The sequence below is a fragment of the Sphingosinicellaceae bacterium genome, from assembly GCA_019285715.1.
Lineage (GTDB): Bacteria > Pseudomonadota > Alphaproteobacteria > Sphingomonadales > Sphingomonadaceae > Glacieibacterium.
Map to the genome: position 1 here is coordinate 839,656 of CP079108.1, position 15,286 is coordinate 854,941.

General features: G+C 69.0%; 13 protein-coding genes and 1 pseudogene. 8 read left to right on the forward strand and 6 right to left on the reverse strand.

The window, feature by feature from the left end; all coding sequences use genetic code 11:
* Nucleotides 1–5: 5 nt before the first annotated feature.
* Nucleotides 6–1,649 carry a phosphoenolpyruvate carboxykinase gene (locus KX816_03940; GenBank protein ID QXQ07206.1) on the reverse strand — a complete coding sequence of 548 codons (1,644 nt, stop codon included), beginning with the start codon at nt 1,647–1,649 and terminating at the stop codon, nt 6–8.
* Nucleotides 1,650–1,735: 86 nt separating this feature from the next.
* On the reverse strand, nt 1,736–2,236 hold the full coding sequence (locus tag KX816_03945) for a DUF4142 domain-containing protein (protein ID QXQ07207.1): 501 nt from the start codon (nt 2,234–2,236) through the stop codon (nt 1,736–1,738).
* A gap of 132 nt (nt 2,237–2,368) precedes the next feature.
* Between KX816_03945 and KX816_03950 the strand changes: the two genes are divergently transcribed.
* The 6 genes and pseudogenes from KX816_03950 to KX816_03975 all read left to right on the forward strand — a co-directional run bounded on the left by KX816_03950 (nt 2,369) and on the right by KX816_03975 (nt 6,757).
* Entirely contained in the window at nt 2,369–3,136 is a 768-nt protein-coding gene (locus tag KX816_03950; GenBank protein ID QXQ07208.1) for a response regulator transcription factor, read from the forward strand.
* Nucleotides 3,105–4,697 (forward strand): sensor histidine kinase, encoded by a 1,593-nt coding sequence (locus KX816_03955; protein ID QXQ07209.1) that lies wholly within the window; start codon nt 3,105–3,107, stop codon nt 4,695–4,697. The genes KX816_03950 and KX816_03955 overlap by 32 nt, the downstream gene beginning before the upstream one ends.
* A pseudogene (locus KX816_03960) lies at nt 4,694–5,101 on the forward strand (aldolase). The gene KX816_03955 and the pseudogene KX816_03960 overlap by 4 nt, the downstream one beginning before the upstream one ends.
* Before the next feature lie 105 nt (nt 5,102–5,206).
* Nucleotides 5,207–6,082 carry an RNase adapter RapZ gene (gene rapZ, locus KX816_03965; protein ID QXQ08391.1) on the forward strand — a complete coding sequence of 292 codons (876 nt, stop codon included), beginning with the start codon at nt 5,207–5,209 and terminating at the stop codon, nt 6,080–6,082.
* Entirely contained in the window at nt 6,079–6,486 is a 408-nt protein-coding gene (locus KX816_03970; GenBank protein ID QXQ07210.1) for a PTS sugar transporter subunit IIA, read from the forward strand. The genes rapZ and KX816_03970 overlap by 4 nt, the downstream gene beginning before the upstream one ends.
* 1 nt (nt 6,487) lies before the next feature.
* On the forward strand, nt 6,488–6,757 hold the full coding sequence (locus KX816_03975; GenBank protein QXQ07211.1) for an HPr family phosphocarrier protein: 270 nt from the start codon (nt 6,488–6,490) through the stop codon (nt 6,755–6,757).
* 45 nt (nt 6,758–6,802) lie between these two features.
* Here the strand turns inward: KX816_03975 and pdeM are convergent, their stop codons facing one another.
* From pdeM to KX816_03995, 4 genes are all read right to left on the reverse strand, one after another.
* Entirely contained in the window at nt 6,803–7,471 is a 669-nt protein-coding gene (gene pdeM / locus KX816_03980) for a ligase-associated DNA damage response endonuclease PdeM (GenBank protein ID QXQ07212.1), read from the reverse strand.
* 49 nt (nt 7,472–7,520) lie between these two features.
* The gene (locus KX816_03985) at nt 7,521–8,381 is read right to left on the reverse strand and encodes an NAD(P)-dependent oxidoreductase (protein QXQ07213.1); all 861 of its coding nucleotides are present in this window, start codon (nt 8,379–8,381) and stop codon (nt 7,521–7,523) included.
* Between the two features lie 56 nt (nt 8,382–8,437).
* Nucleotides 8,438–10,885 (reverse strand): ligase-associated DNA damage response DEXH box helicase, encoded by a 2,448-nt coding sequence (locus KX816_03990; protein ID QXQ07214.1) that lies wholly within the window; start codon nt 10,883–10,885, stop codon nt 8,438–8,440.
* 87 nt (nt 10,886–10,972) lie between these two features.
* Nucleotides 10,973–11,620 (reverse strand): PEPxxWA-CTERM sorting domain-containing protein, encoded by a 648-nt coding sequence (locus KX816_03995; protein ID QXQ07215.1) that lies wholly within the window; start codon nt 11,618–11,620, stop codon nt 10,973–10,975.
* A gap of 231 nt (nt 11,621–11,851) precedes the next feature.
* Here KX816_03995 and KX816_04000 point away from each other — a divergent pair, with 231 nt between their 5' ends.
* Nucleotides 11,852–14,116, forward strand: coding sequence for a S8 family serine peptidase (locus tag KX816_04000; protein ID QXQ07216.1), 2,265 nt, complete (start codon nt 11,852–11,854; stop codon nt 14,114–14,116).
* Nucleotides 14,117–14,192: 76 nt separating this feature from the next.
* On the forward strand, nt 14,193–15,254 hold the full coding sequence (locus KX816_04005) for an SDR family oxidoreductase (protein QXQ07217.1): 1,062 nt from the start codon (nt 14,193–14,195) through the stop codon (nt 15,252–15,254).
* Nucleotides 15,255–15,286: the final 32 nt, after the last annotated feature.

Here is a 15,286-nt window from a genome sequence, read left to right on the forward strand (position 1 = left end):
TTGCCCTAAGCCGCCTTCGGCGCAGCCTCGCGCACGCCCGCATCGACGTGCTCCTCGAACTGCGCGAAATTGTCGACGAACAGCTGGACAAGGGTGCGCGCCTTTACGTCGTAGGCGGCCTTGTCGGCCCAGGTCTCGCGCGGGTTGAGGATCGTCGAGTCGACGCCGGCGACGCTTATCGGAACCTGGAAGCCGAAGAACGGGTCGGTGCGGAACTGGGTTTCGCCGAGCGAGCCGTCTAGGGCGGCCGAGAGCAAGGCCCGGGTGACGCGGATCGGCATGCGCTTGCCGACGCCGTAGATGCCGCCGGTCCAGCCGGTGTTGACCAGCCAGACGTCGACACCGCCCTTGGCGATGCGGTCCCGCAGCAGGTTGCCGTAGATCGACGGGTGACGTGGCATGAAGGGCGCGCCGAAGCAGGTCGAGAAGGTCGCGTCGGGCTCGGTGACGCCGATCTCGGTGCCGGCGACGCGCGCGGTGTAGCCCGACAGGAAATGGTACATCGCCTGTGCCGAGGTCAGCTTGGCGATCGGCGGCAGGATGCCGAACGCGTCCGCGGTCAACATGATGATGTTCTTGGGCACGGGGCCGAGGTTGTCGTCGCTGGCGTTGGGGATGAAGTCGATCGGGTACGAGGCACGGCTGTTCTCGGCGAGGCTGTGATCGTCAAGGTCGATGATGCGGGTGTCTGGGTCGATGACGACGTTCTCGAGCACGGTACCGAAGCGCCTGGTGGTCGCGAAGATTTCGGGTTCGGCTTCGGCCGATAGGCGGATGACCTTGGCGTAGCAGCCGCCCTCGAAGTTGAAGACCGCGGTGTCGGACCAGCCATGCTCGTCGTCGCCGATCAGCGTGCGGCTGGCGTCGGCGGACAGCGTCGTCTTGCCGGTGCCGCTGAGGCCGAAGAACACCGCGGTATCACCGGCCGGGCCGATGTTGGCCGAGCAGTGCATCGGCATGACGCCCTTCACCGGCAGCAGGTAGTTGAGGATCGAGAAGACGCTCTTCTTCATCTCGCCGGCGTATTTGGTGCCGCCGATGAGGATCGTCTTGCCCTCGAAATCGACCGCGACGATGGTCTCCGAACGGCAGCCATGACGGGCTGGGTCGGCCTTGAAGCTCGGCAGGTCGACGATCGTGAACTCGGGCAGGAAGTCCGCCAGCACGGCGGCCTCTGGGCGCACCAGCATCGTGCGGATGAACATCGAGTGCCATGCCAGCTCGGTGATGACTCGGACCTGGACGCGGTGCTCGGGCTGAGAGCCGCCGAACAGGTCCTGGACGAACAGCGTTTCCTTCTGCGCCAGCGCGGCGGCGAAGTCTGCCTTGATGGCAGCGAACTGCTCAGGGCTGATCGCCTTGTTGGTCTTGCCCCACCAGATCGTCGGGCCGGTGACGTCATCCTTGACGATGAACTTGTCGTTCGCCGAACGGCCGGTGTGCGCGCCAGTTTCGACGACGAGCGCGCCGTCCTTGGACAGCAGGCCTTCACCGCGCTTGACCGCCAGCTCGACCAGAGCAGCGGTACCGAGGTTCCAGTGCAACGTCGCCGCAGTCGTGAAACCCTGGGCATCGAGGCCGTGGCGGGATGCGTTCAAAGAAGGTCTCCTAGATCGATACGGCGAGGGCAGCCGCGAGTTAGAGCGCATACAGGACGCACCCCGCCGGCGTCAAAACCGGGAGGTGCACCTTAACTTAAGTTAAAGACCGCGTTCAATTGTATGATAACCGGACGTTACATTCCTGCCATCGTGCCGGGCATTCCCTGGAGTTCGGTCAGGTGCTGCTTGACGACCGGCGCGATGCCCGCCGCCGCCTGCTTGAGCGCCGGCTTGTCACCCGACTGGGCGAAGGTCTGCTGGAGTTCCAGCGCCTGATGATGCGCGGCGACCTGCTGGTGGATGTAGACCATCTCGCGATCGGCGGGCTTGGCCGCCTTCAACTCGGCGATCATCTTCTGCTGGGCGGGTGTCAGCTTGGGCGGCCCGGCCATGACGCCGTCCGACTTGGCCGCGGCCTTCACATCGGCGGTCGACTTGGCGTGGTCGGTGATCATCATGTTGGCGAAATCGCGGACCTTCTGGGTCTTGGCATCCTTCAGCACCATCTCGCTCGAGGTCTTTTCGAACAGGTCGCCAGCGCCGGCCATCTTGACGAATTCGGAGGCGTTCGTGGTCGGCGCAGCGAGCCCCGGAGCGGCGATAAGTAGGCTGGCGATAACGATAATCTTGTTCATGGGGGGCTCCTGGTTGATTGCCGGTGCAACCTGTCTGACCAGCGCTGGTTCCGGTGCCAGCGTGCCGCAGGGTGGGACGCCGTACGCGCCAAGCTTGCCAGCCGGGTGCGCAGGTTGCAGAGCGAGCGTCGCATGTCTTCAGCCAGCGCCCCGCCCGTCGGCTCGACGCCGATCACCCCACCGCCGATCGTGCCCGTGACGATCGCGCTGGTCGACGACGACCGCAACATCCTGACCTCGGTATCGATCGCGTTGCAGAATGAGGGTTTCGCCGTCCGGATCTACTCGGACGGAGTCACCGCCCTGAAGGCGATCGGCGACAATCCGCCCGACCTCGCGGTGCTCGACATCAAGATGCCGCGCATGGACGGCATGGAGCTGCTCCGCCGTCTGCGCGACAAGACCGACCTGCCGGTGATCTTCCTGACCTCTAAGGACACCGAGATCGACGAGGCACTCGGCCTGGCGATGGGCGCGGACGATTATATCGGCAAGCCGTTCAGCCAGCGCCTGCTGATCGAGCGTATCCGTGCGGTGCTCAGGCGGGTCGCAAGCCGCCGGGGTGATGCCCCCGCCGAGGGCGAGGCCGTGCCCGGCCCGGCGATCACCCGCGGCAGGCTGACGATGGACCCGGCGCGCCACCGGGTCGCGTGGAACGGGCACGACGTAGCGCTGACGGTGACCGAGTTCCTGATTCTCGAGGCGCTCGCCCAGCGCCCAGGCTTCGTCAAGTCGCGGGACCAGCTGATGGACACCGCCTATCAGGACGACGTCTACGTCGACGACCGCACGATCGACAGCCACATCAAGCGCCTCCGCAAGAAATTCCGGGCGGTCGATAACGAGTTCAAGGGGATCGAGACGCTGTATGGCGTCGGATATCGCTTCAACGAGGCCTGAGGCTTCGACAAGGCCGGAACGGGGCGTGCCGCCGGCGCGCTGGCGCTTCAGCCTCGCGCCGCGCATCGTCGCGGTCAACGGGTTCGCCGTGCTCGCGCTGATGATCAGCGTGATCTATCTCGACAGCTTCCGCGAGCGGTTGGTCGACCAGCGCGTTGCCGAACTGACGATGCAGGCGCGGCTGATCGCGGACTTCATGTCGGCTTCGCCGCCTGCGCGCTGGCCCGCATTGGCGGCGCGTTACGGCCGGGCCGGGGGCACGCGGCTGCGGGTCTATGATTCGTCGGGCAACCTGGCTGCCGACAGCTGGACCTCGACCGGCGCGACCTTCGAGCTTCGAGACCCCCGCACCGAGCCGTTCAAACGCAACGCCGCGCGCACCCTCGACATCATCATCGAGGGCTTCGGCACCAACGAGGCGCTGCCCGACTATATCGTCCCAGTACGCGACACCGCGGCGGCGTGGGACGAGGTGCAGAGCGCACGGCAGGGCCGCATTGCGACGGCGCTGCGCCGCGCCCCCGACCGCACCATCGTCATAGGCATCGGCGTGCCGATCATGCGCGGCACGGCGAGCCCGGTGCCGCATCCGGTGCTTCAGCTCACCCTCGATACCCGCGACATCACGCGGCTGGTGCGCAGCGAGCGCGGCACACTCGGGTTCGTCTTCCTCGGCGTGCTCGGGGTGAGCGTACTGTTCTCGAACTTCCTCGCCTCGACGATCGTGCGCCCGCTGCGGCGGCTGGCGGCGTCGGCGCAGCGGGTTCGGCTCGGGCGCTCGCGCGAAGTCACGGTGCCGCGCTTTGCCCGGCGGCGCGACGAGATCGGGCAATTGGCGCGCGCGCTCAGCGACATGACCGGGGCGCTGAGGGAGCGCATCGACGCCACCGAGGCGTTTGCTGCCGATGTCGCCCACGAGCTCAAGAACCCGCTCGCGTCATTGCGCAGCGCGGTCGACTCGCTGGAGCTGGTGCGGACGCCGGAGCTCAAAACACAGTTGCTCGAGGTGATCCGCGACGATGTCGGGCGCATCGACCGACTGATCACCGACATCGCCGACGCCAGCCGCCTCGACGCGGAATTGTCGCGGACACGCTTCGAGGCGATCGACCTGGGCGAACTGACCGGTGGCCTGATCCGCGCCTACGAGACCCGCGGCATACCGCGCGGCATCCAGATCGCTTATGCGAGGCCAGAGGCCGCCACGACGCTGGTGATGGGCGAGGGCGACCGCCTCGCGCAGGTGGTCCGTAACCTCGTCGACAACGCGGTATCGTTCTCTCCCGACGGGTCACTGGTGGTGGTCGTCGTGGTCCATGCCGGCGACCGCGTGCTGCTCAGGATCGACGACGCCGGTCCCGGCATCCCGCCGGAGAACCGCGAGGACATCTTCCGCCGCTTCTACACCGAACGCCCCCATGCCGAGGAATTCGGTCGCCACTCCGGCCTCGGCCTCGCCATCGTCCGCACCATCGTCGAGGCGCACGACGGACACATCGACGTCACCGACCGCGAGGACGGCCCCGGCGCGCGCTTCATCGTCAGCCTGCCGGCGGCATAGGGGCAGGCTGGGTGATCCGCGTCCACGCCACGGCGGTCGCGCGGGCAGGGCGGGCGGTGTTGCTGTTCGGGCCATCCGGAAGCGGCAAGTCCGACCTCGCGCTGCGCCTGATCGACCGCGGCTGGACGCTCGTCGCCGACGACCAGGTCGAGCTGGTGCACGACGGCGACCGCCTGCTCGCCTCGCCGCCCGCGACGATCGCGGGCCAGATCGAGGTTCGCGGCGTCGGTATCGTCGCCCGCGCGTATGTATCGGGACTGCCCGTCGTCCTCGCCTTCGACCTCGCCGAGCCACCCGAGCGCCTCCCCGGACCGGGGCGCAGATTCGTTGGTGGCGTGCTCCTGCCCTGCCTTGGGCTGGCACCGTTCGACGCGTCCGCGCCCCTCAAGGTCGAAGTCGCGTTGACCCTCCATGGGAACCGCGTAGAAACCGCGACCGTGCCCGACGACCATACCGAGCCCAGTGCGTCCGCCGCCGCCCCGCCGGCGCGGGTCCTTGTCGTCTCGGGAATGTCCGGCGCCGGAAAGTCGACTGCGCTCAAGGCATTGGAAGATTTGGGCTATGAGGCCGTCGACAACCTGCCGCTGGCGTTGTTCGACCGGCTGCTCGACCGTGAGGAGCTGAACGACGAGCGGCCGCTGGCCTTCGGGATCGATTCGCGCACCCGCGGCTTCGACGGCGAGGCGATCTCGGCGCGGCTGCAGGCGCTGCGCGCGGGTGGGTTGGACGTCCGGCTGATCTTCCTCGACTGCAACGGTGGCGAGCTGATCCGTCGCTTCTCCGAAACTCGCCGCCGCCACCCGCTGGCGCTCGACCGCCCCGCCGCCGATGGCATTGCCGCCGAGCGCGAGATGCTCGCGCCGCTGCGCCGCTGGGCGGACGCGGTCATCGATACCACCGACTACCGCGCCGCCGACCTGCGCACCGCGATCGGCGAGCGCTTCGGGGCCGAAGGCGGCACGCCGCTCACCCTGACCCTTATGTCGTTCGGCTTCGCCCGCGGCCTGCCGCGCGACGCCGACCTGGTCTTCGACATGCGCTTCCTTGCGAACCCGCACTGGGACCTCGCGCTGCGCCCGCTGACCGGCGAGGACGACGCGGTCGCCGCCTATATCGCCGCCGACCCGGCCTTCACGCCCGCTTTCGAGCGCATCGCCGACCTGCTGCTGACGCTGCTCCCGGGCTACGGCCGCGAGGGCAAGGCTTATCTCACCGTGGCGTTCGGCTGCACCGGCGGCCGGCACCGCTCGGTGTTTGTCGCGCGGCTTATCGCCGAACGACTGGCGGCGGCGGGCTACGCACCCCATCTCGTCCATCGTGACAAGGCCGGACGGAGCGCCGACGGCGCTGCGGGCCCCGCCGTCCCGGAGCAGTTGCAGGCATGATCGGTTTGGTACTCGTAACCCACGGACGGCTCGCGATCGAGTTCGTCGCCGCGATGGAGCACGTCGTCGGCAAGCAGGAGGGGGTTGTCGCGATCTGCATCGAGGCGGACGACGACATGGAGGTTCGCCGCGGCGATATCGCCAATGCGATCAAGGCCGTCGACACCGGCGAGGGCGTTATCGTACTGACCGACATGTTCGGCGGCACACCGTCCAACCTCGCGATCTCGCTGATGGGCGCGCGCGGACTGGTCGAGGTCATTGCGGGCGTCAACCTGCCGATGCTGATCCGGCTCGCCAGCGTTCGCAAGACCTGCGACGTCGCCAGCGCGGTGATCGCGGCGCAGGAGGCGGGCAAGAAGTACATCTCCGTCGCGTCCAAGATCCTCGGCGAGGCCGCCTGAGTTGGCCGGGCCCGTCGTCGTTCTGATCACCAACCGCAGGGGGCTCCACGCCCGTGCCAGCGCGCGCTTCGTGACGCTGGCGAGCGGCTTCGACGCGGTCGCCACGGTGACCAAGGATGGGTCCTCGGTGACCGGCACCTCGATAATGGGGCTGATGATGCTCGCGGCGGCGCCCGGAGACAGTATCGAGATCGCTGCCGAGGGCGCTCAGGCGGATGCCGCACTGGCGGCTCTGGTGGCGCTGGTGGAGTCGAAGTTCGGCGAGGATTGAGGGCGGCTTTTTCCGCCGTCGGTGCGCGGCGGTGCGCGGGCGCCCCTAAGCCGCCACCGCGAACCGCAGCAGCCGCTCCGCCGTCGGCACCAGCGCGGTCAGCGGCCCGCCCACCGCCCGCCCGATCGCGGGGTCGCTAACGTCCAGCCCGCCGGTCAGCGCGCCGAACGCGGGAAGGACGATCTTGCTCGGTGTCACCGCGAAGCACCGCCGGACGATGCCGCGCCCTTTGACGCGCAGGCGCAGCCGTGGGTGGTAGTGGCCCGATACCTCCGGACGCGCGTCACTTCGGTCGGCCTCATGGCGCAGGACGATGCCATGGGCGACGCATTCCGCCATGACGCGGCCACCGAGCGCGCGGGCGACCTCGTGATCGTGGTTGCCGGTAATCCACACCCAATCGAGGCCACGGGTCAGCTGCATCAGCGCGGCGCGCGGGCCGTCCGCCAGCCGCGCCGGGCCGCCGGCATCGTGGAAGCTGTCGCCGAGGCACCAGATCTTTGCCGCACCCGTCGCCTCGATGGTGTCGATCAGGCAGTTCAGCGTGTCGGCGCTGTCGTAGGGCGGCAGAAACTGCTGGCGGGTGCCGTAATAGCTCGCCTTCTCGAAGTGCAGGTCGGCGACCAGCAACGCGTTCTGCGCCGGCCAGTACAGCCCGCCGCACGCCATCGGGCGCAGCGTTTCGCCGGCGAACGAAAAGGAAACATCGGGCATCGCTGCGGTATAGCGCAGGCGCGGACGGGGGCAAGCGCGGCGTGCTATTTCAAGCGGATGCCGGCGGCTGTCCGAGCGCACTCCAGTCGCGCTTGCCGCCGTCGGCCGCGATGATGCGGTCCATCCGCTCGGCAAGCAGCCGGGCGAAGGGCAGCTCGACGTTGTCGCCCGCGGCGGCAAGCCCGAGCCCGACATCCTTGCGGCCGAGGCGCAGCGGGAAACCCGCGGGCTCGAACGCGGCCTCGGCGATCATGCGGCCGTAGTTGCCGAACATGCGGTTGCCGAACCCGGTCTCGGTGAACAGGTCGTACATCGCCTGCGGGGTCACCCCCCGCGCGCCCGCGATGGCATAGGCCTCGGTGACGGTCTCGATGACCGATGCGATGGAGAAATTGGAGGCAAGCTTGGCCGCGACCGCCATGCCGGGCTCGTCGCCGATGCGGATGACGCGCTGCCCGACCGCGTCGAATATCGGTTGGGCGCGCGCCAGATCGGCGTCGCTGCCCGCCGCAAGGATCGACAGCTGCCCCGCCGCCGCGACGTCTGGCCGCCCGAGCACCGGGGCCGCGACGAACGTCTGTCCTGCCTCGCGATGCGCTGCGGCGAGCCGGTCGGTGAGGGCGACGCTGACCGTGCTCGACGAAATGTGGAGGATGCCCGGCCCTGCCGACAGGATGCCGTTCGCGCCGAATGTCACTGCTTCGAGCGCCGCATCGTCGGCGAGCATCGAGACGACGATCCCCGCGGCCGCCGCAGCTGCCGGCGCGTCTTGTAGCGTCGCACCCGCGGCGACCAGTGGGTCAGCCTTGCGCGGGTCGCGGTTCCACACCTTCACCGCATGGCCAGCGGCGACCAGTTGCCCCGCCATCGCTGCACCCATCTGCCCGAGTCCGACGAAGCCGATGTCCATGTCCGTGTTCTCCATTCCTGCTCGGCGATAACGATGCGCGCCGTTGATGGTCCCGTTCAGCCGATCGCGGCGACCGGTTCCGGGGGCGTCTCGTCGGGTAGAGGCATCGCCTCCGCCGCCAGCGCACCGGCCTCGAGGAGGAGCGCCTCGTCGGCGCGCCCGAAAACCCGTTCCTTGCCGGCCTCGAGCAGCACTGGCACGGCGAGCGGCGAAACCCGGTCGAGGACCATGTGGACCATGCTGGTCTGGGCGCGTTCGAGCAGCCCCGCCAGCCGGTCGATCTCGGTGAGCTTGGAGCGCGCGTCGGTCCACGCCGCGGTCAGCAGCAAATGGTCGGGCTCGTGCCGGCGCAGCACGTCGTAGATCAGGTCACTGCTGAAGCTGACCTGACGCCCGGTCTTGTGTTGGCCCGGCTGCTGGCGGTCGATCAGCCCGCCGATGATCGCGACCTCGCGAAAAGCGCGCCTGAGGAACGGCGAGGCGGCGATCCACTCGGCCAGCTCCTCCTCGAAGATGTCGGGGGAGAACAACGGCTTGGGATCGGTGACCGGCTTCAGGCTCCACACCGCGACCATGTAGTCGCTGCCGACGAAGCCGAGCGGCTCAAGCCCGGCCGCCTCCATGCGTTGGGTCAGCAGCATCCCGAGCGTCTGGTGCGCGTTGCGGCCCTCGAAGCCGTAGGCGACCATGTACCAGCGGCCCTCGCGCTCGAAGGTCTCGACCAGCAGGTCGTCGAGGCCAGGGAGCGCCGAGCGGATGCGCTGCCAGTCGAGCCATTCGTGGACGTCGTCCGGCATCGCCCCCCAGCGTTCTGGGGCGTTGAACAGTTCGCGCACGCGACGCGCAAGATTGGTCGACAGCGGCATGCGGCCACCCACGTAGGTCGGCACGCGCGGCTCCTTGCGCGACATGCGGACAAACAGGTCCGGCCCCTCGAAGCCGGTGACCTCGATGACCTGGCCGGCGAACATGAAGCTGTCGCCAATCCTGAGTTGGGCCGCGAACCACTCCTCGACCTTGCCCAGACTCCGGCCGTTGCGCCCGAACTTCACGTTGAGCGCGGCGGCCTCGACGATGGTGCCGGAGTTCAGCCGGTGCTGCGCGACCATGCGCGGGTGGGTGACGCGGTACAGGCCGTCGGGGCCGCGGGTCAGGCGCTTGTAGCGGTCGTAGGCCTTGAGGCTGTAGCCGCCCTGCTCGACGAAGGCGACGGTGCGGTCGAACTCGGCGCGCGGCAGGCCGGCGTAGGGGGCGCTTGAACGGACCTCGGCGAACAGGTCGTCGGCGGCGAACGGCGCGGCGCTGGCGCAGGCCATGATGTGCTGGGCGAGGACGTCGAGCCCGCCGGGGCGGAAGGTATCGTGGTCGAGCTCGTGCGCCTCGACCGCATCGCGCGCGGCGAGGCTCTCCAGATACTCGAAGCGGTTGCCGGGCACGACGACGGCGCGCGAAGCCTCGTCCATCCTGTGGTTGGCGCGGCCGATGCGCTGGAGCAGCCGCGAGCTGCCCTTCGGCGCCCCCATCTGGACGACGAGGTCGACGTCGCCCCAGTCGATGCCGAGGTCGAGGCTAGCGGTGGCGACGATCGCCTTCAGCCGCCCGGTCGACATCGCCGCCTCGACCTTGCGCCGCGCCTCCGGACTCAGCGAGCCGTGGTGGATGCCGATCGGGAAGGCATCGTCGTTCTCCGCCCACAGGTCGCGGAAGACCAGCTCGGCCACGGCCCGCGTATTGACGAAGACGATGGTCATGCGCGCGCCGCCGATCAGCTTGATGACCTCGCGCGCCGCGTAGCGCCCGTTGTGCCCCGACCACGGGATGCGCCCGTCGGGGACGAGGATGTCGACGTGCGGCTCCGCCCCGGGATCCCCGACCACCAGCCGCACCGAGTCAGCATCGGCGTCGGGCGCGAGCCAGCCCTGGTAGGCCTCCGGGTCGGCGATGGTGGCGCTCAGCCCGACGCGGCGCAGGCCGGGCGCCAGGGCCTGCAGCCGGGACATCGCGAGGTTGAGCTGGTCGCCGCGCTTGGTGATCGCGAAGGCGTGGATCTCGTCGACGATGATCGTCTTGACGTTGCCCAGCATCCGCGCCGCGTCGGGGTAGGAAATCAACAGCGACAGGCTTTCGGGCGTCGTCAGCAGCATCTGCGGCGGCCGCTCGCGCTGGCGCAGCTTGCGGTCGGACGGGGTGTCCCCGGTCCGTGTCTCGACCTTGATATCAAGCCCCATCTCGGCGATCGGCCCGAGCAGGTTGCGCTGCACGTCGACTGCCAGCGCCTTTAGCGGCGACACGTAGATCGTGTGCAGCCCGTCGACCGGGTTCGCGACGAGGTCCGCAAGGCTCGGCAGGAAGCCGGCCAGCGTCTTGCCCGCCCCGGTCGGCGCGACCAGTAGCGCGTGCGAACCCGCGGCGGCAGCGTCGAGCATCTCGGTCTGATGGCGCCGCACGTCCCAGCCGCGCGTCGCGAACCAGTCGAGGATGACGGGGGGGAGTGAGGGAGTCACGGCTGGAATATAGGGAGACCGTGGCCGGATGCGCCACGGTCTCCTTACATGCGACGATTGGAGAGCGGCCCTCGCCGGGCGGCTCGACTAGGCAGCGGCGACGCGCGACCGGCGGCGCATGGTGGTGCCCACCAGGCCGAAGCCGGTGAGCATCAAGGCCCAGGCGGCGGGTTCCGGAACGCTCGCGGTTGTGCCCTCGACAGTGATGCGGACGCCTGCATCGCTGAACGCGGCCCAGCCGTCCGAGAAGAACGAGCGGAACAGCGTCGGCGTGCCGAGCGGCGTGTTGCTGTCGCCGAGGCTCGCAAAGCCGGTCGCGCCGAACTGGCCGGAGCCGAAGATCACACCGTAGGTGCCCGCCTCAAGGGTCAGCGACAGCGGCACGACGAGGTCCTGCGTGCCCTGCGATACGGCAAATACGACATGGCCGAGGCTGATGTCGGCGAGCGCGGTCGAGGCACCGGCAGGGAATGCGGCACGCGAAGACAGCGGAACGACCGCGCCGAAGATGCTGCCACCTGGAAAGCCGCCGAACTGCGCGCCGATGCCGGTGATCGTGGTGGTCCTGGTGAGCGTGAACGCTGCGCCCATGAAATTGTCTGCGGACAGGATATACTCGCCGCTGTCGTCGCCGGAGTAGGCGGCACTCTGGTAGATCACCGCGGCATTCGCGGGAACCGAGACGGCGAGCAGGGCGATCGCGACGGCGAGGCCACTGGCAAATCGGGGGGTCATGAGATCGCTCCGGACAGGGTTAACGGTTCGTTCCGCTAAGCCCGTGACGTTACCGTTGTGCGATAGCGTCGCCTGTGTCGCGCTGGATCGATGCGGGGTGGGGCGGTCGCACGTGGCCGATATAGCGCAACCGCCAGGAATCCTCGGATGACGGGCCATCGCGGCCTTGCCTAGCCTTGGCTGGCACCGGGTGCAGGTATAGCCTCCGCTTCGCATAGTGGGGGCTTGCCAGTGTCGGTTTGCGTTGGTGCTCGGGCGTTCCTGGCGGTGCCGCTGCTGATGCTCGCCGCGTGCGGCGGCGGTGGGGGAGGCGGGGTTGTTTCCACGCCGACGCCGACCCCGACGCCCACACCAGCTCCGACCCCGACCCCAACCCCAACACCGACGAACTACGACACCGCCGAGTACCGCCGCTCGAATGGCGCGAGCCAGGCGCAGGCGATCGTCGCTTACCAGTCTGGAGTGACTGGTGCGGGGGTCGTCGCCGGGGTCGTCGACAGCGGGGTCGATCCATCGAACTCGGAATTCGCCGGGAAGATCAGCCCGATGTCCGCCGATCTGGCGGGTAGTCGCGGGATCGCTGACGAAGGTGGCCACGGCAGCGCGGTCGCCGACGTCCTGCTCGGCGCCAGGAACGATGTCGGCATCCACGGCGTCGCCTTCGACGCGACCTTGCTGGTGCTCAAGACCGACACCCCGGGCAGTTGTGCGGGGACGCCGCCGGCCGCCGGCGAGAGCGCGTGCAGTTACTCGGATAGCGCGATCGCAAGGGGCGTCGATCTGGCGGTGACTGCGCATGCCCGCGTCGTCAATATCTCGCTCGGCGGCGTGCCGGCCAACGCGGCGCTGCATGCCGCTATCGACCGGGCCACCGCCGCCGGGGTGATCATCGTAATTTCCGCCGGCAACGATTACGATGCCGCGAAAGGCACGGGCGCCAACCCGGACCCGCTCGCCCAGATCGCGATCGACCCCGCCGCTCACGGCCTCGTGCTGATCGCCGGAGCGACCGACGCCACGAAGACCACCGCAAGCTTTTCCAACAAGGCCGGCAACAGCGCAAATTTCTACCTGACCGCGCTCGGTGTCGGGGTTCGTTCGATCGACCAGACCGGCGCGTCGTTCCTGTACGATGGCACCTCGCTGTCGGCCCCGGTGGTGTCGGGCGCGATCGCGTTGCTGGCGCAAGCGTTCCCGTCGCTGACCCCGGCGCAGATCGTCGACCTGCTGCTGCGGACCGCGACCGACCTCGGCGCGCCCGGCGTCGATGCGGTCTATGGCCACGGCGAGCTCAACCTCGCGGCCGCCTTCCAGCCGCAGGGCGCGACCTCGCTGACGAAGTCGGCGGTGTCGGTGTCGCTGACCAACAATGCGACCCTCAGCCCGGCGATGGGCGATGCTGGGCAGGCGGCCGGCCAGACGGGCCTCTCGGCATCGATCCGCGACGGGTACGGGCGCGGCTACAGCGTCGACCTCGCGCCGACGATCCGCACCGCGCCACATGCGCTGCGCCTCGTGCCGGCGCTGTCGCAGGATATCCGCAGCCTCGGCGCGGTCGCGGGCGGCACCAGCTTCGCGCTCGCCGTGATGAACGACGCCCCGCTGCGCCTGCAGATGACCTCGGCACAGCCGGTTACGACGCGCGCCGTCGCGGGCTCGATCGCCAGCAAGATCAGTGCGACGACCTCTTTCGCGGTCGGTTATTCGCAGGCGAGCGAAGGCCTGGGCCGTGGCCTTGCCGGGACAGAAGACCCCGGCTTCCTTGTCGCCGAGCGGGCCGACGGCGCGCGTGGCCTCGGTCGCACCCCGCAATCGTCGATCGCCGTGCGGCAGCAGTTCGGCGGCCTCGGGATCACCGCGACGGCGGAAAACGGCGAATTGCGGTTCTACGGCCAGCCGGACAACAGCGAGCTCGATTATGGCAACCGCCGCCCGATCTACCAGCTCGCCGGGTTCAGCCTCGACGGCCACCGCGGCATCTTCGCGCTCACCGGCGGCCTGAGCCGGCTAACCGAGCGCGACACGGTGCTCGGTGCCCGCTTCGCTCCGGCACTGGGTGGCGGCGGCGCATCGAGCTGGTTCGCGGATATCGGCGCAACCCTGTCGCCGGGACAATGGCGGCTCGTGGCCGCGCTGCGGCGCGGCTGGACACGGGTCGACGCGGCGGCGGTGCGTAGCAGCTCGACCCTCGCCACCGGCGCGATCTCGTTCGACATCGAGCGACACGGCATCTTCCGCCCCGGCGACGCGTGGGTCGTGCGCTGGTCGCAGCCGCTGCGGGTTACCGGGGGTGCACTGGTGCTGACCGACTTCGACACCGCGACCCGCCTCGACCTCGCCCCGGCGGGTCACGAGCGCACCGTCGAGACGGGTTATTCTCGTGCCGTCGGACGCGGCTGGATCAGCGGCAATGCTTACTGGCGGACCCAGCCCGACAATTTTGCCGCCAGCCCCGCCGATGTCGGTGCCGCGCTCCGCTATGGAGTGGCGTTCTAGCGATTGTGCGTCGCGCCGCCGCCAATCTCTGCGCCCTCGCGTTAAGGACGCCGACAACGACATCGGGAGTTCGAACATGAGCGGCACGGCATTGGTAGTGGGCGCGAGTGGAATTGTCGGGAGCGCGACCGCGGCGCTTCTGCTGGGGGAAGGCTGGACGGTCCATGGCCTGGCGCGGCGACCGGGTGCCCAGCCCGGCGTACTGCCGGTCGTGGCGGACCTGCAGGATGCAGGATCAACGGCAGCGGCGCTGGCGAACGTGCGGCCCGATGCGGTGTTCATCACGACGTGGCTGCGGCAGGACAGCGAGGCGGAGAACATCCGCGTCAACTCGGCGATGGTGCGTAACCTGCTGGACGGCCTGCGCGGGCACGGCAGCACGCGCCACGTCGCGCTGGTCACCGGCCTCAAGCACTATCTCGGGCCGTTCGAGGCGTACGGGAAGGGCGTGCTGCCGCAGACGCCGTTCCGCGAGGAGCAGGGCCGGCTCGACGTCGAGAACTTCTACTACGCGCAGGAGGACGAAGTCTTCGCCGCCGCCGCGCGTGACGGCTTCGGCTGGAGCGTCCACCGCCCACACACCGTGATCGGCAAGGCCGTCGGCAATGCGATGAACATGGGGACGACGCTGGCGGTTTACGCGACGCTCTGCCGCGAGACCGGGCGTCCATTCCGCTTCCCCGGGTCGGCGGCGCAGTGGAATGGTCTGACCGACATGACCGATGCGCGCCTGCTGGCGAAGCAGTTGCTGTGGGCGGCAACCACTCCCGCGGCGTGCAACGAGGCGTTCAACGTCGTGAATGGCGACGTCTTTCGCTGGAGCTGGATGTGGGGGCGGATCGCCGAATGGTTTGGCCTGACGCCCGCGCCGTTCGATGGGGCGGTCCAGCCGCTCGAGCAGCAGATGGCGGGCGACGCGCCGGTGTGGCGAACGATTGCGGACCGCGAGGGCCTCGCCGAGCCCGACCTCGCGCGCCTCGCTTCGCCGTGGCACACCGACGCCGACCTCGGCCGTCCGATCGAGGTCGTCACCGACATGTCGAAAAGCCGCCGCCTCGGCTTCACCGCTTACCAGCCGACCGACGATGCGTTCTTCGACCTGTTCGCGGAACTGCGGGCGGAGCGCCTCATTCCGTAGCGAGATACTCCGGGGCGGCTGGCGCCGCGCAG